The sequence below is a fragment of the Mesorhizobium calcicola genome (assembly GCF_042682105.1).
Lineage (GTDB): Bacteria > Pseudomonadota > Alphaproteobacteria > Rhizobiales > Rhizobiaceae > Mesorhizobium > Mesorhizobium calcicola.
Map to the genome: position 1 here is coordinate 1 of NZ_JBHUGY010000001.1, position 16,843 is coordinate 16,843.

At 63.5% G+C, this 16,843-nt stretch carries 19 protein-coding genes and 2 tRNA genes; 11 read left to right on the plus strand and 10 right to left on the minus strand.

Annotated elements, in window-relative coordinates; all coding sequences use genetic code 11:
* Positions 1–171: 171 nt before the first annotated feature.
* Complete coding sequence (locus ACFSQT_RS00005; protein WP_379016387.1) at positions 172–411, plus strand: DUF680 domain-containing protein; 240 nt, start codon at positions 172–174, stop codon at positions 409–411.
* A gap of 53 nt (positions 412–464) precedes the next feature.
* Here ACFSQT_RS00005 and ACFSQT_RS00010 read toward each other — a convergent pair whose 3' ends face one another.
* The 3 genes from ACFSQT_RS00010 to purM all read right to left on the minus strand — a co-directional run bounded on the left by ACFSQT_RS00010 (position 465) and on the right by purM (position 3,179).
* Positions 465–974, minus strand: coding sequence for a SixA phosphatase family protein (locus ACFSQT_RS00010; protein ID WP_379016388.1), 510 nt, complete (start codon positions 972–974; stop codon positions 465–467).
* Between the two features lie 400 nt (positions 975–1,374).
* Complete coding sequence (gene purN, locus ACFSQT_RS00015) at positions 1,375–2,088, minus strand: phosphoribosylglycinamide formyltransferase (protein WP_379016389.1); 714 nt, start codon at positions 2,086–2,088, stop codon at positions 1,375–1,377.
* The gene (gene purM, locus ACFSQT_RS00020) at positions 2,085–3,179 is read right to left on the minus strand and encodes a phosphoribosylformylglycinamidine cyclo-ligase (protein WP_379016391.1); all 1,095 of its coding nucleotides are present in this window, start codon (positions 3,177–3,179) and stop codon (positions 2,085–2,087) included. Before purM ends, purN begins: the two co-directional genes overlap by 4 nt.
* A 214-nt stretch (positions 3,180–3,393) precedes the next feature.
* Here purM and ACFSQT_RS00025 point away from each other — a divergent pair, with 214 nt between their 5' ends.
* The 3 genes from ACFSQT_RS00025 to hdaA are packed head-to-tail and all read left to right on the plus strand — an operon-like array spanning position 3,394 to position 5,862.
* The gene (locus ACFSQT_RS00025; protein WP_379016393.1) at positions 3,394–3,951 is read left to right on the plus strand and encodes a CDP-alcohol phosphatidyltransferase family protein; all 558 of its coding nucleotides are present in this window, start codon (positions 3,394–3,396) and stop codon (positions 3,949–3,951) included.
* On the plus strand, positions 3,923–5,110 hold the full coding sequence (locus ACFSQT_RS00030; protein WP_379016394.1) for an AI-2E family transporter: 1,188 nt from the start codon (positions 3,923–3,925) through the stop codon (positions 5,108–5,110). The genes ACFSQT_RS00025 and ACFSQT_RS00030 overlap by 29 nt, the downstream gene beginning before the upstream one ends.
* A gap of 47 nt (positions 5,111–5,157) precedes the next feature.
* A complete protein-coding gene (gene hdaA / locus ACFSQT_RS00035; protein WP_379016395.1) occupies positions 5,158–5,862 on the plus strand; it encodes a DnaA regulatory inactivator HdaA in 705 nt (234 codons plus the stop codon).
* 95 nt (positions 5,863–5,957) lie between these two features.
* On the opposite strand, the gene ACFSQT_RS00040 is transcribed toward hdaA, so the two are convergent.
* Positions 5,958–6,034: transfer RNA gene (locus tag ACFSQT_RS00040), tRNA-Pro, on the minus strand.
* 124 nt (positions 6,035–6,158) lie between these two features.
* On the opposite strand from ACFSQT_RS00040, the gene ACFSQT_RS00045 reads away from it, so the two are divergent.
* From ACFSQT_RS00045 to ACFSQT_RS00070, 6 genes are all read left to right on the plus strand, one after another.
* Complete coding sequence (locus ACFSQT_RS00045; RefSeq protein WP_379016397.1) at positions 6,159–6,464, plus strand: ETC complex I subunit; 306 nt, start codon at positions 6,159–6,161, stop codon at positions 6,462–6,464.
* A gap of 48 nt (positions 6,465–6,512) precedes the next feature.
* Positions 6,513–6,589 (plus strand) — tRNA-Arg (locus tag ACFSQT_RS00050).
* A 275-nt stretch (positions 6,590–6,864) separates the two neighbouring features.
* Complete coding sequence (locus tag ACFSQT_RS00055) at positions 6,865–7,089, plus strand: hypothetical protein (protein WP_379016399.1); 225 nt, start codon at positions 6,865–6,867, stop codon at positions 7,087–7,089.
* A 190-nt stretch (positions 7,090–7,279) separates the two neighbouring features.
* A complete protein-coding gene (locus tag ACFSQT_RS00060) occupies positions 7,280–8,068 on the plus strand; it encodes a GGDEF domain-containing protein (RefSeq protein WP_379016400.1) in 789 nt (262 codons plus the stop codon).
* Between the two features lie 159 nt (positions 8,069–8,227).
* Positions 8,228–9,352, plus strand: coding sequence for a glycosyltransferase family 4 protein (locus ACFSQT_RS00065; RefSeq protein ID WP_379016402.1), 1,125 nt, complete (start codon positions 8,228–8,230; stop codon positions 9,350–9,352).
* A 159-nt stretch (positions 9,353–9,511) separates the two neighbouring features.
* A complete protein-coding gene (locus ACFSQT_RS00070; protein ID WP_379016404.1) occupies positions 9,512–10,738 on the plus strand; it encodes an anion transporter in 1,227 nt (408 codons plus the stop codon).
* On the opposite strand, the gene ACFSQT_RS00075 is transcribed toward ACFSQT_RS00070, so the two are convergent.
* Positions 10,735–11,322 (minus strand): TetR/AcrR family transcriptional regulator, encoded by a 588-nt coding sequence (locus tag ACFSQT_RS00075; RefSeq protein ID WP_379016406.1) that lies wholly within the window; start codon positions 11,320–11,322, stop codon positions 10,735–10,737. The genes ACFSQT_RS00070 and ACFSQT_RS00075 overlap by 4 nt on opposite strands.
* Before the next feature lie 87 nt (positions 11,323–11,409).
* Here ACFSQT_RS00075 and ACFSQT_RS00080 point away from each other — a divergent pair, with 87 nt between their 5' ends.
* Positions 11,410–12,300 carry a crotonase/enoyl-CoA hydratase family protein gene (locus ACFSQT_RS00080; RefSeq protein ID WP_379016407.1) on the plus strand — a complete coding sequence of 297 codons (891 nt, stop codon included), beginning with the start codon at positions 11,410–11,412 and terminating at the stop codon, positions 12,298–12,300.
* On the opposite strand, the gene ACFSQT_RS00085 is transcribed toward ACFSQT_RS00080, so the two are convergent.
* The 5 genes from ACFSQT_RS00085 to ACFSQT_RS00105 all read right to left on the minus strand — a co-directional run bounded on the left by ACFSQT_RS00085 (position 12,246) and on the right by ACFSQT_RS00105 (position 16,496).
* A complete protein-coding gene (locus tag ACFSQT_RS00085; RefSeq protein ID WP_379016408.1) occupies positions 12,246–12,554 on the minus strand; it encodes a cupredoxin domain-containing protein in 309 nt (102 codons plus the stop codon). The two genes, ACFSQT_RS00080 and ACFSQT_RS00085, sit on opposite strands and share 55 nt — an antisense overlap.
* Positions 12,555–12,565: 11 nt before the next feature.
* Positions 12,566–13,090, minus strand: a complete 525-nt coding sequence (locus tag ACFSQT_RS00090) for a DUF4142 domain-containing protein (RefSeq protein WP_379016409.1) — start codon at positions 13,088–13,090, stop codon at positions 12,566–12,568.
* Positions 13,091–13,196: 106 nt separating this feature from the next.
* Entirely contained in the window at positions 13,197–13,871 is a 675-nt protein-coding gene (locus ACFSQT_RS00095) for an RNA polymerase sigma factor (protein WP_379016410.1), read from the minus strand.
* Between the two features lie 95 nt (positions 13,872–13,966).
* On the minus strand, positions 13,967–15,055 hold the full coding sequence (locus ACFSQT_RS00100) for an HPP family protein (protein WP_379016412.1): 1,089 nt from the start codon (positions 15,053–15,055) through the stop codon (positions 13,967–13,969).
* 256 nt (positions 15,056–15,311) lie between these two features.
* Positions 15,312–16,496, minus strand: coding sequence for a cystathionine beta-lyase (locus ACFSQT_RS00105; RefSeq protein WP_379016413.1), 1,185 nt, complete (start codon positions 16,494–16,496; stop codon positions 15,312–15,314).
* Positions 16,497–16,843 lie beyond the last annotated feature (347 nt).

A 16,843-nucleotide genomic window follows, 5' to 3' on the forward strand; every position in this document is an offset into this window, starting at 1 on the left:
TTTTTGCGCACAAGGATAGCCACCAGCTACCGCGTGCGCCGGGCGAGCCGATCTTCGCAGTCGGCAAAAAAGTTCAGTGTCCAGGAATAAAGCCGAACTGACTGGGGTCTTGTCGTTAGCGGAACCGTCCTCCCAAGACGCCGCCTAACGGAAGAACCAGGAGACTTGAACATGAACAGGATTGCTCTCGCCGCCGCCGCCATCGTCGTTGCCACGGGCAGCGCTTTTGCCGGCAGCGACCACTATGGCTCCAACAACGCCAGCCAGACGGTTGCCCCCGTTGCCAACGTCGATCATGCCGTCACTGGCGCGGTCTACAACACGGACATGGCTGGGTACAAGGCTGCCGATCCCAAGACGAAAGCCACCACCGACTGGCCCGAACCCGGCCAGGGCATCTGGGGCAATTAATGTCCGCGGCTGTGCGGCGGGTCTGAACAGCCGCACCTGTCCGGCATTGGATTCTAGGCTAAATCCCTCGGCCACAGACAATGAGTCAGCCGGGCCGAGGACAGGCCGGACCAATCTCCCTCGAAAACGAAGCGCGCAAGGGCGGCAGTTGGGAACTTTTCCTCGAGCCTCTTGCGCGCCTTGGCCTCCGACTCCGGCGCGGCAAGCTGGTTCGCCAGATCTTCCAGGCCCGGATTGTGACCGACCACCAGCAAGCTGCCGCCCGAAGCACTGGCCTGACGTATCTGGCTCAGAATATCCGCTGCCGAAGCGTCATAGAGCGCATTGGCGAACGCGACCCGGGGATGCGCAGGCAGTTCCGCCGCCACCAGCCGCCAGGTGTCGCGGGATCGCAGCGCCGCCGACACCAGTGCCAGGTCCGGCAGCCAGTCGCGCGCCGCAAGCTCGCGCCCCATCAATCGGGCCGCCTTCAATCCGCGTCCGGCGAGCGGCCGGTCGAAATCAGCGAGACCAGGATCGCCCCAGCTCGATTTTGCGTGGCGCAGGAGAAGCAGTTGCCTCATTGGCTTTGTTCGGGACCACGGTTGCTGCCCAGTCGGCGCGTGCTTTGCGCTTAATGTTGTCGATATCTAAAGTAGCGGACGGGCCGCTGGCCAGCCCTTCCAACCATGCCAATCGAAGCCTCTCCACCTCCCCATCGCTAGGCGGCTGAGGCAATCCTGCAAAGCTGACTTCCTCGACCGTCTCAATCGAACCGTCTCCTTGAACGAAGGGTGGCAATAGATGCTACCGCTGTTAGGGTCAGAACTCAATAATTCGGCTGCTGCCAATCGCCGATGGGTTTGGAAGCGTCATTCATAAGTCGGGAAAGTACGCGGCAACCGCAGACTCGTTTACTCCGTCCGATCCTCGCCACCAGATTGCCCGATAGCGCCAATCGTTCAAGTGCTGACCGAGCCGGACCTAAGGCGTGATGCGCGCCAACTGCTCGAGGTCGGCTTCCTCGCGCAGCGGGTCGGGCGCCATCACCACCGAGGTGGCGTTGTCGGCATCGTCGGCGAAGTGGGCAAGCACCGTGCGGCCGGCCTCCATGCGCGCCTTGCCTTCGGCGACCAGCCCCAGCGCCAGCGGATAGAGCCGGTGCTCGGCCTTCAGCACACGGGCAGCCAGCGCATCCGCATTGTCGCCGACCATCACCGGCACGGCCGCCTGCGCGATGATCGGGCCGTCATCCATCTCGGACGTGACGAAATGCACCGTGCAGCCATGGATGCGCATGCCGGCGGCCAGCGCGCGCACATGGGTGTCGAGCCCCTTGAACGCCGGCAGCAGGGCAGGGTGGATGTTGATCATGCGGCCCTGCCACTTCTGGACAAAGCCGGGGGTGAGGATGCGCATATAGCCGGCCAGCGCGACGATCTCGGCATTGAATGCCGCAAGCGCCGTGTCGATCGCGGCGTCGTGCGCCTGCTTGCTGCCGTGGTCGCCACGGGGAATGACCTGGGTGGCGATGCCGCGCGCCTTGGCGATGCCGAGGCCCGCGGCGTCCGCCCTGTCGGAAATGACGCCGACGATCTCGGCCGGGAAGGCCGGGTCGCTGGCCGCCGCGATCAGCGCGGTCATGTTGGAGCCGCGTCCCGAGATCAGGACGACGGTGCGTTTTCTCTGCGCGCTCATAGGCCGATCGAGCCCCGATAGATGACGCCGGCATTGCGGCGCGGCACGATGCGGCCGATCGGCGTCACCGTTTCGCCGGCTTCCTGCAAGACGGCGGCGACCTGCGCCGCCTGGCCGGAAGCGACCGCCAAAATCATGCCGATGCCGCAATTGAAGGTGCGCATCATCTCTTCCGGCGCCACGCCGCCGGTCTTGGCCAGCCACGAGAACACCGCGGGGACGTCGATCGCCTCGAGGTCGAGTTCGGCCGAAAAATCCTTGGGTAGCACGCGCGGAATGTTTTCCGGGAAGCCGCCGCCGGTGATGTGGGCAAGCGCCTTGATGCCATGCGTGTTGCGAATGGCCTTGAGGATCGATTTGACGTAGATGCGGGTCGGCTCGAGCAGTGCCTCGGCCAGAGTCGCCTCGTCGTTGAACGGCGCCGGATCGCCCCACGCCAGGCCGCTGACGGCGACGATGCGGCGCACCAGCGAGAAACCATTCGAATGCAGGCCCGAGGAGGCGAGCCCAAGCAGCACGTCGCCCTCGACGATATCGTCGGTGGGCAGCAGTTGCCCGCGTTCGGCCGCGCCCACCGCGAAGCCGGCCAGGTCGTAGTCGTTGTCGTGATACATGCCGGGCATTTCCGCCGTCTCGCCGCCGATCAGCGCGCAGCCGGCCTGCCGGCAGCCCTCGGCAATGCCGCCGACGATCGCGGCGCCCTGGTCCGGATCGAGCTTGCCGGTGGCGAAATAGTCGAGGAAGAACAGCGGTTCAGCACCTTGCACGACGATGTCGTTGACGCACATGGCGACGAGATCGATGCCGATCGTGTCGTGCTTGCCGGCATCGATGGCGATCTTGAGCTTGGTGCCGACGCCGTCATTGGCGGCCACCAGCACCGGATCGGTGAAGCCGGCCGCCTTGAGGTCGAACAGGCCACCAAAGCCGCCGATCTCGCCATCGGCCCCCGGCCTGCGCGTGGCGCGCACCAGCGGCTTGATCTTCTCGACCATCAGATTGCCGGCATCGATGTCGACGCCGGCCTCGGCATAGGTGAGCCCGTTCTTGCGCTTGCCCGTTTTGGGCTGGCCTGTTTCGCGCTTGCTCATCGCAATTTTCCTGCTCGTTTGCGGGCTCTTCGCATGAACGGTTTCGGTCCGCAAGGATAACGGAAGGGATGCAGGAGTTTTGCCCCCTGATAAAAGCGTGGGGAGCAGGTGCTGAAACCGCCAATCTCGCCCACGTCGAGAGAATGGCAGCCTCTCCCTTGCGCCGGTCCTACGTCTCCATCATGTATCAGCAAGCAACCCGGCAGGCACGCATTTGACCATCCCCAACCTGATCACCATCCTGCGCCTTGTTCTGGTGCCAGCAGTGGTGCTGGCGATGCTGCAGGCGCGCTGGGACTGGGCCTTTGCCGGGTTCCTCGTTGCCGGCATTTCCGACGGCGTCGACGGCTTCATCGCCCGCCGTTTCGACCAGCAGTCCAGGCTCGGCGCCTATCTCGACCCGATGGCCGACAAGCTGCTGCTGGTTTCCGTGTTCGTCGTCATGGGCTTCATCGGGCAATTGCCGCTGTGGCTTGTCGTCACCATGGTGTCGCGCGATGCGCTGATCGTCTGCGCGGTTCTGTTGTCCTCCGTCATGGCCCACCCGGTCGAGATGAAGCCGCTTTTCGTGTCGAAGGCCAACACCGCCATCCAGATCGTGCTGGCAGCGGTTGTGCTGGGCGAACTTGCCCTTGTCGTTCACCTCGACCCGCTGAGGCCGGCCCTCATATTGCTGTCCGGGGTCTTGACCGTGGCTTCGGCCGCGGCCTATCTCGTGGCTTGGCTGAGGCATATGAGCGGCTATGGCGAAGGCTCCAATCAGGACATCTGAGAGAGAAGCGGCAGTGATAGAGGCTGCGGCTGCCGATCTTGCCGCGTCCTCCGCCTTCCGCCGGCAGATCTTCTTCTGGCTCGCCGGCGCCGCGGTGCTCGCGCTTTTTCTCTATGTCTTCAGCAACATCCTGTTGCCCTTCGTTGCAGGCATGGTGCTTGCCTATTTCCTCGATCCCGTCGCCGACCGGCTGCAGCGGCTCGGCCTGTCCCGCTTCATGGCCACGGTGGTCATCCTCATCACCTTCCTCATCGTGCTGGTGCTGGCCTTCGTCATCCTCATTCCGGTACTGGCGACGCAGATGGCCGATTTTGCTGGCAAACTGCCGGAATATCTGACCCGGCTGCAGAGCCTGATCACGTCGTTTGATCCGAAATGGCTGGAACAGAAATTCGGCGTCAACGCCAATGGCTTGCGCGACGGGCTGAATTCACTGCTGACCTCCGGCTTCGGCCTGCTCACCACGGTCTTCACCTCGATCTGGAGTTCCGGCGTGGCGCTGGTCTCGGTTGTCAGCCTGTTCGTGGTGACGCCGGTGGTTGCCTTCTACATGCTGCTCGACTGGGACCGCATGGTGGCGGTCATCGACAGCTGGGTGCCGCGCGACAATGTCGCGACGGTGCGCGCCATCGCCAAGGACATCAACACCGCCACCGCCGGCTTCGTGCGCGGCCAGGGCACGCTGTGCCTGGTGCTGGGCGCCATGTATGCCACCGGGCTGACGCTGACCGGGCTGAATTTCGGCATCCTCATCGGCCTGTTCGCCGGGCTGATCTCCTTCATCCCCTATGTCGGCTCGCTGACCGGGCTGGTGCTGGCCGTCGGCGTTGCCTTCGTCCAGTTCTGGCCGGACTGGACGATGATCGTCGCCGTTGCGGTGGTGTTCTTCATCGGCCAGTTCATCGAAGGCAACATCCTGCAGCCGCGGCTGGTCGGCAAGAGCGTCGGCCTGCATCCGGTGTGGCTGATGTTCTCGCTGTTTGCCTTCGGCGCGCTGTTCGGCTTCGTCGGCCTGCTGATTGCCGTACCGGCTTCCGCCGCAGTTGCAGTGCTGGTGCGGTTTGCCATAGCCCGTTATCTCGAATCGCCGCTCTACAAGGGGCACGGCAGCACTGCGCCGGAGTTCCCGGCCGATCGTCGCAAGGCCATCAAGCCATGATACGGCCGGTGACCAGGTGTCTTGCCGGCGCGCATGGCTGAGCCTGCATGAGCGACCAGAAAACCGACCCGCCGCGCCAGTTGCCGCTCGATCTCGGCCATGGCACCGGCTATTCGCGCGACGAGCTCGTCGTCTCCGGCACCAATGCCCAGGCGGTGGCGCTCGTCGACCGCTGGCCGGACTGGCCTTCGCCGGTGGTGGTGCTGGCCGGTCCCGCCGGCTCCGGCAAGACGCATCTCGCCTCCATATGGCGGGCGCGCGCCAATGCAATGGCGGTCGACGCCAGGCGTATCGGTGACAGCATCGCCAACCTCGGTGCCAGGCCGGCGCTGATCGACGATGTCGATACCGGGGCGGTCGACGAGCAAGGCCTGTTCCATCTGATCAATGCGGTGCGTGGTGCCGGCTCGGCGCTGCTCCTGACAGCGCGGCGCTTTCCCGCGGCCTGGGGTGTTGCGCTGCCCGATCTCGCCTCGCGGCTGAAAGCGGCGGCGACGGTCGAGATCCATGAGCCTGACGACCTGCTGCTTGCTGGCGTCATCACCAAACTGTTCGCCGACCGCCAGGTCGAGGTCGAGCCGCATGTGGTGCAGTATCTGGTCCGCCGCATCGAGCGCTCGCTGGCGACCGCGATGCGCGTGGTGGAACGGCTGGACCGCACCGCGCTCGAGCGCAAGACGCCGATCACGCGCGCACTCGCGGCGGAGACCGTCAGCGCCATGGACGAGGGGCAGGGCGAGTTCGAGATCTAGGATTTCCGGTCGGGGCCAAGGCCTGCAACCGGAATCGGCGCAACGTGCCCATACAATCGCGCCAGTGGCGCCGACATTGCATTTTTTTGAGAGGATGGTCGGAGTGGAGAGATTCGAACTCCCGACCCTCTGGTCCCAAACCAGATGCGCTACCAGGCTGCGCTACACTCCGAACGGTCTGTTGCCTATTCATTTCAGTGTTGCATGGCAAGTGCAAAAACCTTGCCGCCGTGCGCATTGCGCAGTAATGACGGGCGAAGGGCGGCGATGCTGCCTTGCACAACAACGAGGTGGCCATGTCCGCGCGCATTTTCAGCCCAGCCAAAACCGCGATGCAGTCCGGCAAGGCCAAGACCGGCCATTGGGTGCTCGAATTCGATCCCGAGATGCGCAAGAAGATCGATCCGCTGATGGGCTACACGACGTCCGGAGACATGAGAAGCCAGGTCAGGCTCACCTTTGATACCAGGGAAGAGGCGGTGGCCTATGCCGAAAAGGAAGGGCTCGCCTACCGCGTCGAGGAGCCGAAAGAGGCCAAGCGCCGCCAGATTTCCTATGCGGAGAATTTCCGCTATGACCGCAGGACGCCCTGGACGCATTGACCGGCGGCTCGTGCGCAAAGTATCCAGCCGGCCCAGCAGCCGGCCAGCGGTCCCGTAGCTCAGCTGGATAGAGCACCGGCCTTCTAAGCCGATGGTCACAGGTTCGAATCCTGTCGGGATCGCCAATTATTTCAATGGCTTGCGCCAATTGACCTCATCAGAGCCGCTAGATCTGTCATATCGCGACTGCCGGCGCCACGATCCCAATGCATCGAGCCTGGGCTTGCCATCCATTCGGCGCAGCGATCCGGAATTATTTCGTGATCCGGCGAGCGTGGAACCTTAGCTCCGACCATGCGTTCGGGGCCTTGTATTCGCGGCGCCTCATAAAGGGCAACGTGTGGGCCGACGAATGGGGTGGGGTAAAACAAGTGCGGGTTGGGGGAGGAGAAGCCAGGCTATGTCGAAACGTGAAATTGGAACGTCCCCTGCGTTGGGGCGGCGTATCGCTGACCTCAAGGCCAGAATGCAGGATGCCGAAATTTCCGACCATGAGATGAAAACGTTTCACAAGGTCGCCGCCATCATGGGGGCAGGCGACGGCTCCCTACGACTGGATGCCGACGACTTGATCGCGGCATCCTTCGTTGTCGAGGCGCTGGGTCGACCGGCGCCCAACCGCTGACATTCAGGATTTCCTGCATCAGTTCGAAGTCCAGCAAAGCGGCTGTTCTCACCGCGGGAGCGAGCACGGCTGCCGCGGGCGGCCGTTGATCTGCGGCTGCCGCGCCCGCCGATATCGAATTGGAAGGAAAGTCTTATCAATTTGTTTGCGTTGGTGCGTCATAGTAGCGGCGCCTAACGGAGTGAATGCGATGAAGCTCGATCTGTCGCCGACGAGCTGGGGCAGGGTGATCGCTGTCACGGCAGCCGGTACGGCATTCTTCATTGCCGTGGCGTTCTTCGTCGATTCCTTCAATTTCCCCTATCTTTCGGCCGAGGCGGTGTGGCGCGCGCAGCTGACCGATCTGATGCTGCCTTTGGTGCTGGGCGGCTCGTTTCTGCTTTTTCTCATGTGGAAGATCCGCCAGCTGGCCATCGCCCAGCGCGAGCTCAGCATCGTCGCCGCGACCGACAGCCTGACGGCGGTGCTGAACCGCGGCGCCTTCTCGATGCTGGTCGAAGCCTATCTCGAGCAGACCCGCAAGCAGGAGCAGACCAATTCGGGGGCGCTGCTGATCATCGACGCCGACCATTTCAAGTTGATCAACGACCGGCTCGGGCATGACTGCGGCGACCAGGCGCTCAAGCTGATAGCGCAGGCGATCAAAGGGCAACTGCGCGGCGGTGACGTCGTCGGCCGCATCGGTGGCGAGGAATTCGGCGTGTTTCTGCCTGGCGTCGATCCCTCGCAATCCTGGGTGGTCGCCGAAAGCATTCGCCGGCGCATCCGCGAGATGGACTTTTCTCCAGGCGGGCGGCCATATCAATTGTCCGTCAGCATCGGCGGCACAAGCTTTTCGGGGCCGACCACCTACGAAGAGATTTTCGTGGCGGCCGACAGACGGCTTTACACGGCCAAGTCGAACGGGCGCGATCAAGTCAGCTTCGATCCGGCAGGTGCCTCTGTGGCGCCTTTGCCCACCATCACCACGATGCATTGACAACAAGGGCGTCATCGCAACCTTGAACCATCGCGCCCTCTCGCGGTTGGAGACGAGAACCTTGGGCACTCGGACGGCATCGCTTCGGCGGCCCTTTTTCTTGCCCGCAACCGAGGATCGCCACCGTGCGGTGAAGGAAAGCTGGCGTGGACCGCTTCCTTGACGTTCCCTTATCGCCGTGCTTCCTCCGCGCTGGGTGTCTCCGCTGGAAAACGTTGCGGCTTTCTCGAATTCCCCAAACGTCCAGTTACGGTCGTCCTCGATGCCGGCGAACGAATGGCGGCACACTTCAGGCAAGATCAGCGCGGCGACTATGCAACTATGATTCATCTGTTCAATGGCTTTCAGGATCCCTTTGGCGGCAGTGACCTCGAAGCCCTGGAACTGTACCGGCTGCTGAGCGCCGACTCCGAGGTGCGTTTGTGGGCAACCTCCTCCAGGGTGTCCGGCGAGTTGATGCGGCAGTTTCCGGTTCGCCGCATCTCGCTGCCAAGGTGGAATGTGCCGGACGGCGGCACTTACATCTTCCTCGGCGCGCATTGGCGCAACAAGATATGGCCCTACCTGATCCCGCGGCCACGGCGGCTGATCTATGTCTTCAATACCTTTCACCCGAAAGTCATCGCGCTGACGACGCGCATGCCCCGCATGCTGAACTGGTCCGACGCCGAACTGGTGCTGATTTCCGATTTTCAAAAACGCACGCTGCGGGTCGATGGCGCCGTGCATCCGTCGCCTATCGATATCGAACGTTTTTTACCGCAACCGGCCAAGCCGGGTCGTCCGTTCACGCTGGGACGATTGAGCCGCGACACCACGGACAAACATCATACGGACGATGTGCCACTCTACGAAGCACTGCTGGCGAGTGGCGTCGCGCTGCGGATTCAGGGCGGGATGGTGCTCAAGGACAGGCTCGAACCGCATCCACAACTCGAACTCCTGCCACAGGGCCAATTTGCCGCTGAAGAGTTCCTGCCGACGCTCGACGCGTTCTACTATCGCACCGGCTCGCATGTGGAGACGTTCGGCCGGGTTGTGTTCGAAGCGATGGCCTGTGGTTTGCCTGTGGTCTGCCATTCGCATGGCGGCTACGCTGACTATATCAGGCATGGCGAAAACGGTTTTCTGTTCGAGACGACGCAACAGGCGGCGCGCATCCTGGCCGACCTCAAGGCCGATCCGGGGCTGCGGACGACAGTGGGTCGCGAGGCGCGGCGGACCGTTGAGCAGCTGTTTTCCCCGCAGGCGCTTCGACAGCGGCTGGATTTCTATCTGCGTTAGCGGCACGTTATCCCCTGGGCTTTGCGGACATCCCCGGCGCAACAAAAATGCCCTGACTGTTTGTCATCGATCTCGACATCGCGCTAAAGCCGGCATGCAAACGAACCATCGCGGCGGACGGGCAGCGGCGCGCCACTGGCAGAGCAGGACTTCTTACCGATGACACTGATGGGCGCGGCGGCACTGCTGATCCTGGTCCTGACTTACGCCGGTGTCGCCATTGGCCGCATCCCGGGCCTGCGCCTCGATCGGGCGGGGATCGCGCTGCTCGGCGGGGCCGCGATGATCGCCATAGGCGCGGTCAGCATGGAGGATGCCTACCGCGCCATCAATTTCGACACCATCACGCTTCTGCTCGGCATGATGATCGTGGTCGCGCATCTGAAGGTCTCCGGCGCCTTTCGCGGCCTCGGCGCCATCGCCATCGAGCACGCGCATGCGCCGTTTATGCTCCTGGTCATGGTGACGCTTCTGACCGGCGTGCTGTCGGCCTTCCTGGTCAACGACGCCATCTGCCTGGTGATGGCGCCGATCGTCGTCCACGTCACCCGCGTCATCAAGCGCAACCCCATCCCCTATCTGATCGCCACCGCCACCGCGTCGAATTGCGGCAGCGTCGCCACCATCACCGGCAATCCGCAAAACATGGTCATCGGCGCACTGTCGGGTATTTCCTATCCGGCCTTTTCGGCGGCACTCGCTCCGGTCGCCCTGTTTGGCCTCGTCGCGGTCATTGTTATCATCCGCATCGTCTACCGGGCCGAATTCGCCCGCACGGTCCAATTGACCCCAGAGGTCTCGCGTGGCCGCATGCATAAGGGACAGGTGCTGAAGGCGGTGGTGGTCTGCATCGGACTGGCCGTCGCCTTCTTCGCCGGTGTGCCCGTCGCCAAGGCGGCACTCCTCGGCGGCGCCATCCTCTTGCTCACCCGTGCCATCAAACCGGAACGCATCTACCGCGAGATCGACGGTCCGCTGCTGTTCATGTTCGCCGGTCTGTTCGTGGTCGTCGCCGGCGCCGAAAAGACGCTGCTGACATCAGACATCATCGCCTCGGCAAGGAATCTCGGGCTGGACGATGTCTGGCGGCTGTCCGGCTTCACCGCGGTGCTCTCCAACGTCATGAGCAATGTCCCGGCCGTGCTGGCGCTCAGGCCCTTCATACCCGGCCTTGAAAACCCCGAGCGTGCCTGGCTGGTCGTCGCCATGAGTTCGACCCTGGCCGGCAATTTCACGCTGCTCGGTTCGGTCGCCAACCTGATCGTCGCCGAGCAGGCAAGGACCGCCGGCACGCAGCTGTCGTTCGGTGCTTTCTTCAAGGTCGGCTTGCCGCTGACGCTGATAACGCTGGTGGCCGGCACGGCATGGTTGGCGTTTGGATTCTAGACCTGGTTGCTTGCAATTCGCGCCCGGACAAGCGTCGCCGCGGCGCGTCCGGCTGCCTCGATATAATCGGGGTTGCGGTGGATCAGCATGATCGAAAAGGAGCCGTCTATCAGGAGCACGATCTCGCGCGCCAAGGCTTGCGGCTCCTCGACGCCCCGGTCGCACAATGCGCCGGCCAGCCATGTTTCAAAATTTGACTTGTGCCGCGACCCGACCTTGATCGCCGGATGTCCGGGCATCGAGGCGAGTTCCGCGGCCGTGCGCAGGAAGCCGCATCCTTTCCATTTCGGATGGTGAGCGGCCCTCGCCAGATTGGTGAAGATGGCCTCGACCTTGCGATCCGGTCCGCCCTCGGCGGCATCGAACCAGCCGGCCATCCGCTTCAGATTGGGTTGGTCGCGGCCATCGAGATAGGCGGCGATCAGGTCGTCCTTGCTTTTGAAGTGGTAATAAAGCGTTCGCTTGGTGAGCCCCGCTGCCTCGGCGACGGCATCGACGCTGACGCGGCCGATTCCTTCCGCGTAAAACAGTCTTGTCGCGGCATCGACGATGCGTTTGCGGGTAGGGCTTTGCGCTTCAGGCATCAGCCTACGTATACCGACTAGTGAATATACACAAGCGGCAAAGGGCGTAACCTTCCGACCCATCAGCATGCTGAGAAGGAAGCCAAAATGACCGATCTTGTCCTTAAGGAGACCAGGGATGGTATTGCCATCCTCACCCTCAACCGGCCCGAGAAACTCAACGCGTTGAACTATGCCCTGATCGATCGCCTGCTTGCGGTCCTGGACGACATTGAAGTCGATGACGGCGTCCGGGCGGTCATTCTCACCGGAGCAGGGGAGCGGGCGTTTTCGGCGGGCGGCGACATCCATGAATTCTCGACCAGTGTGGCGCTTGGCGCCGATGTCGTGATGCGTGACTTCGTTGCGCGCGGGCAGCGGCTGACGGCAAGGCTGGAAGCACTCCGCAAACCCGTCATTGCCGCCGTCAACGGCATTGCCTTTGGTGGCGGTTGCGAAATCACCGAGGCCGTACCGCTTGCCATTGCCAGCGAACGCGCCCTGTTCGCCAAGCCGGAAATCAACCTTGCGATGCCGCCGACCTTTGGCGGAACGCAGCGCTTGCCCAGGCTCGCCGGGCGCAAGCGAGCGCTCGAACTGCTTTTGACCGGCGACTGGTTCCCGCCGCAGCGCGCCCTTGAGCTTGGCCTCGTCAACCAGGTGGTGCCGCATGGCGATTTGATGCCGGCCGCGATCGGCCTGGCCAAGCGTATCCTGCGGCACTCCGATCTGGCGGTCGCGAGCATCCTCACGGCGGTGGCGCGCGGCCTCAACCAGGGCATTGCCGAAGGCCTGCTGGTCGAGGCCGAGCAGTTCGCCCGCATGGTTCCGACCGCCGACCTGCGCGAAGGGCTCGATGCCTGGCTAACGCGCCGCGAGCCACGCTATGACGGCTCGCATGTCGCGCGGCCTGACGAGGCCAGGCGGGCCTCGTTGGCGCAGGATCAGGGCGCCACCACCAAACGGCCTTTCATGTTGGGGTGGAAACGGCAGAAATAGTCGACCGTCTCGGCCCTCCGCTGGGTGAGGCTCCCGGACTTTTTCGGCGGGATCATCACCTCCCAGCCGCCCTTGACGGTGGCCGTGTGGGCGAACACGTCCTTGTTCACCCACTCGATCGTGTCGCCGACCTTGGCCTCGACGGCGGCTGGCGAGAACACCAGTTTGTCGATGGTGACCTGGATGGTTTCAGCCTGTGCCGGAACGATGCCGATGGCCAGTGTCAACGCAATCCACGGATGGTGTTTCGGCATGCTCACGGTCCTTACTTCAGCATGCCGGCGACGTGTTCGGCATGCTGTTCATGGCCCTGGAATATCTTCAGGCCGGTTTCCAGCAGGCTCTTCAGTTCGGCATTGCTGGCCGAAGGGATGAGCAACGTTTCAAGCGCGCCGTTGACCTGCTTGTGGTAAGCGACCTCGTTGTCGACATAGGCCTTGTCGAAGGCAGCACCCTCAAGCGTGGCGAGCTTGGCCCTTTCTTCGGCGGCCGCCTTGCTCAGCGCCTGGCTGGTGGCGTTGTCTTCCGGCGTCACCTTCAGTTTCTTGACCAGGTCGAGCGCCTGCACGTTCACGGCCTCGTGGTCGCGCACCATGTCGTTGGCGAAATCCACGACGTCCTTGTTCTTCGATTTCTCGATCGCCAGCTTGGCGGCTTCGACGTCGATCACCCCGGCCGTGTAGGCGATGTGGGCGATCTGTGGATCGGTCGGCTTGTCGGCCGCTTGTGCGAACGGGGCAGTGCCAAGCAGCAGCATGGCGGCCAGGGCAGCGGTGTGTCGGATAAGCATGGCATCTCCTTCGCCCGGGCGCTGGAATCGCGCCGGACAGTGTTTCTTGGTTGACGCTCATTGGATGCCGGGCAGCGGCAAACGTTCCCAAGGAACCGGCGAAAAGTCAGCTTTCCAGGCCGAGCCGCCGCATCACCGCGCTGGTCAGCCTTTCGCAACGCCGGCCGGCGAAGGGGAACGCATCGAGCAGCACCGGCCCGATCTGGTCGTCCAGCGCCTTGCGCACCAGGGCGCGGGCGCGGTGCAGCCTCGTCTTGACGGTTTGTGGCCGCACGCCGAGAACATCGGCGGTCTCTTCGATGCTCAGCCCTTCGATCACCCGCGCCACGAATACCGTCCGGTAGACATCGGGAAGGCTGTCGGTGGCCTGTTCGACCAGCTGGAGGATCTGCCGTTGCGCCATCGTCCGCTCCGGATCGTCGCTCGGGTTGAGGGGAAATCGGATGATCTCGGCTTGCGGATTTTCCGGCATTGCCACCGTTCTATGCCTTTTGCGCAGACGGCCGAGCGCCTCGTTGATGACGATGCGCGACAGCCATGTGGCGAGCGAGGAATCGCCGCGAAACGCATCGAGATGGGCGAAGGCCCTGACATAGGCCTCCTGCACGATGTCCTCGGCCTCGCTGTCATTGCGCACCACGCCGCGGGCGATACGGTAGAGCCTCTGGTTGTGCGTCTTGATGATGGTGCGGAAAGCGTCGCCCTCGCGCGCCAGGGCGCGGCGTACGAGCTGCATGTCGCCTGAAGCAGCAGAAGGCATGGCCGTCGAGACAGCAGGCATGGCCAGTTCCTCAACCCAATCTCGGACCCGATTGAGAGATTGGATGGCATTGCCGGCAAAAAGTTCCCGGCGGTTTTCGCCAGGGTCGGCGGTGGCTACCGTACCGCTTCCGGCGAAGGCTTGTCAGCACCTTGCAGGCGCGCCGTGGCCGCCAGCAGATCGGTCTGGGTGATCAGCCCGAGAATCCGCCTGTCGTCGTCGACGATGATGACCGCATGGCTGCGGCCGTCGGTGAGCACGGGCAGCAGACCCATGGCGGCGAAATCGGCGGCGGCTGTCGCGGCGGGCGAGATGACGGATCCAACCGTGCCGGAGGCCAGCGCCAGTTCCCGCAGTCCCACGGTGCCTGCCAGCCTTGCCTCTGCGTTGACGACCGGCAAGGTGCGGATGTTGTGGTCAAGCAGCAATTGGCGCGCCGCCTCGGCAGGCGTGTGTTCGTCGACCGAGATCACATCGCGCGACATGATGTCAGCGCACACAAGGTTCTTGTGCGCGCGCACCATCGCCTGCAATTCGACTTGCCGCAGCAGCCGGTCGAGATCGTTGCGATCGATGTCGAACGTCTCTTCAAGCGCGCCAAGCGCGGCATCGATGTCTTCGGGCTGGAAGCCGACGCGCAACTGCGCCGGCGGATCGACGGTGCCGTGGCTGTTCGCCGGTGCTGGAGCCGGCATGTGCGGGTAATTGCGCCCGGCCAGCTTGTGGAAGCCGTAGCCGAGCGCCACCAGCAGAAGCGAGTTCAGTGCCACCGGCACGAATGGAAACAGGAAGCCGGCGCTGATGACGGCAGGCCCTCCCAACACGGCGGTCAGGGCGGCCGCCCCGCCCGGCGGATGCAGGCAGCGCGAGAACGACATGGCGGCGATGGCCAGCGCCACCGCGATGCCGGTGGCAAGGGCGGTTTCGTGGATGAAATGCGCCACGATCACGCCGACCAGTGCCGATATCGTGTTGCCGCCGATGATCGACCATGGCTGTGCCAGCGGACTGGCCGGCACCGCGAACAGGAGCACGGCCGACGCTCCCATCGGCGCCACCAGCAGCGGCACATGCGGGCCGTTGCCGAGCGCCAGACCGCCGATCGCGCCGGTCAGCGCGATGCCGATCGTCGCGCCGATGCAGGCGATGATGCGCTCGCGCAGCGTCGCACCGGCAAGAATGGGAACAAAGAGGCGAAAGGCCATGACGTTGGAAACTCTCTAGGCATTCCAGAGGAAGTCGAAAACCGTGATGATCGCACCGCAATGACGTGGCGTCGCCGAATTTGAAAGCCAAACTGATCCGCGAAGCGGCGGTCTATAGGAACAGAATTCCTCGATAGGACCGCTACATCCGTCACGGTGCCGTCTGGGGGCTCCATATCTCGATGCGAGCCTCTCACTCGTTTTTCGAGATGCAGGCGCTGGTCCTCGAATCGGTTTGGCAGGTGCCCCTGATCGTTCAGGCCGCCGCCGCGGCGGTCAGGCCGCGCAGAATGTCGTCCTTCAGGTCTTCGACATCCTCGAGACCGATTTGCAAGCGGATCAAAGGCCCCTCATAGGGAGCTTTCGCGACAACGCGGTCGCCGAGCCAAACCGGCACGGCAAGACTCTCATAGCCGCCCCAGGAATAGCCGAGGCCGAAGATCTGCAACGCGTCGAGGAAGGCGTGCTGCTGCTTTTGGCCACCGCCAGCAAGCACGATGGAAAAGATGCCGCTCGAGCCGGAGAAGTCGCGCTTCCACAGGTCGTGGTCCGGATGGCTGGGAAGGGCAGGGTGGAGCACGCGCGCCACGCCCTTCTGACCCTCAAGCCAGGAGGCGATGGCGAGCGCGCTGCGCTGATGGTGCTCCAGGCGCACACCCATGGTGCGCAGGCCGCGCAGCACCTGATAGACATCGTCGGGTCCGGCGCAGCAGCCAAGCGTACAGAAGCTTTCGTAGAGTTGGTTCCAGCAGCCTTCGTTGGCCGAGACCGTGCCAAGCAGCACGTCGGAATGGCCGGCTGGATATTTCGTCGCCGCATGGATCGAGATGTCGACGCCGTGATCGAGCGGACGGAAGTACAGCGGCGTCGCCCAGGTATTGTCCATCATGACGATGGCGCCCGCGGCGTGCGTCGCCTTGACGATGGCCGGGATGTCCTGCAGCTCGAACGTGTTGGAGGCCGGCGATTCGGTGAACACCACCTTGGTGTTGGGCTTGATCAACGCCGCTATGCCGGCGCCGACATCGGGGGCGTAGTACTCGACCTCGACGCCCAGCCGCTTCAGCATCGTGTCGGCGAAGTTGCGCGTCGGATGATAGACGGAATCGACGATCAGCAGATGGTCGCCCGCCGACACGAAGGCGAGCAGCGGCACGGTCACCGCCGCAAGGCCCGAAGGCACCACGACCGTGCCGGCCGAACCTTCCAGTGCGTCTATGGCGTGGGCAAGGGCGTCGGTCGTCGGCGTGCCGCGCGTGCCGTAAGTATATTTCTGGCTGCGCGCCGCCATCGACGCCGCGTCACGATAAAGCACGGTCGAGGCATGCACCACCGGCGGGTTGACGAAGCCGAAATAGTCATGCGGATTGTTGCCCGAATGGGCAAGCCGCGTGTTGATGCCCATCCTGCCGCTAACGTGGCCGTCGCCGTCTTTCGCCATTCTTCTTCGCCTTGTTCGACAAGGCGCTAGCCATAGTGCGGCGGCAATCGCCGTGCAACCGGCCTGCACCCGCCAGGGAACCGACTTCGGATGTACCAAGTCGTCTGGTTGAAGGCGCGCAGTCCTGCCCCGGTCCGAACGCACTGCGCCCTTGGGTCGATCGACCATTGAAGACGGTCGGGAAAGATATATAATCAAGTCCTAATATTTATCGCCGGACTGCCTCGATCAAGACGCCGCCGGATGATCATTCCCGGCTGACCTCCTGAATCCCTGCGATCCGGGCATCTCGCTTGCAGAGACATTTCGTTTGCAGAGAAATGCATGCAGCCAAGGGGAGTAATACG

Excerpts from the sequence above, each read along its gene's own strand:
- ACFSQT_RS00005 (WP_379016387.1), top strand. The coding sequence starts at position 172 with ATGAACAGGATTGCTCTCGCCGCCGCCGCCATCGTCGTTGCCACGGGC.
- ACFSQT_RS00010 (WP_379016388.1), bottom strand. The coding sequence starts at position 974 with ATGAGGCAACTGCTTCTCCTGCGCCACGCAAAATCGAGCTGGGGCGAT.
- purN (WP_379016389.1), bottom strand. The coding sequence starts at position 2,088 with ATGAGCGCGCAGAGAAAACGCACCGTCGTCCTGATCTCGGGACGCGGC.
- purM (WP_379016391.1), bottom strand. The coding sequence starts at position 3,179 with ATGAGCAAGCGCGAAACAGGCCAGCCCAAAACGGGCAAGCGCAAGAAC.
- ACFSQT_RS00030 (WP_379016394.1), top strand. The coding sequence starts at position 3,923 with ATGGCGAAGGCTCCAATCAGGACATCTGAGAGAGAAGCGGCAGTGATA.
- hdaA (WP_379016395.1), top strand. The coding sequence starts at position 5,158 with ATGAGCGACCAGAAAACCGACCCGCCGCGCCAGTTGCCGCTCGATCTC.
- ACFSQT_RS00045 (WP_379016397.1), top strand. The coding sequence starts at position 6,159 with ATGTCCGCGCGCATTTTCAGCCCAGCCAAAACCGCGATGCAGTCCGGC.
- ACFSQT_RS00055 (WP_379016399.1), top strand. The coding sequence starts at position 6,865 with ATGTCGAAACGTGAAATTGGAACGTCCCCTGCGTTGGGGCGGCGTATC.
- ACFSQT_RS00060 (WP_379016400.1), top strand. The coding sequence starts at position 7,280 with ATGAAGCTCGATCTGTCGCCGACGAGCTGGGGCAGGGTGATCGCTGTC.
- ACFSQT_RS00070 (WP_379016404.1), top strand. The coding sequence starts at position 9,512 with ATGACACTGATGGGCGCGGCGGCACTGCTGATCCTGGTCCTGACTTAC.
- ACFSQT_RS00075 (WP_379016406.1), bottom strand. The coding sequence starts at position 11,322 with ATGCCTGAAGCGCAAAGCCCTACCCGCAAACGCATCGTCGATGCCGCG.
- ACFSQT_RS00080 (WP_379016407.1), top strand. The coding sequence starts at position 11,410 with ATGACCGATCTTGTCCTTAAGGAGACCAGGGATGGTATTGCCATCCTC.
- ACFSQT_RS00085 (WP_379016408.1), bottom strand. The coding sequence starts at position 12,554 with ATGCCGAAACACCATCCGTGGATTGCGTTGACACTGGCCATCGGCATC.
- ACFSQT_RS00090 (WP_379016409.1), bottom strand. The coding sequence starts at position 13,090 with ATGCTTATCCGACACACCGCTGCCCTGGCCGCCATGCTGCTGCTTGGC.
- ACFSQT_RS00095 (WP_379016410.1), bottom strand. The coding sequence starts at position 13,871 with ATGCCTGCTGTCTCGACGGCCATGCCTTCTGCTGCTTCAGGCGACATG.
- ACFSQT_RS00100 (WP_379016412.1), bottom strand. The coding sequence starts at position 15,055 with ATGGCCTTTCGCCTCTTTGTTCCCATTCTTGCCGGTGCGACGCTGCGC.
- ACFSQT_RS00105 (WP_379016413.1), bottom strand. The coding sequence starts at position 16,496 with ATGGCGAAAGACGGCGACGGCCACGTTAGCGGCAGGATGGGCATCAAC.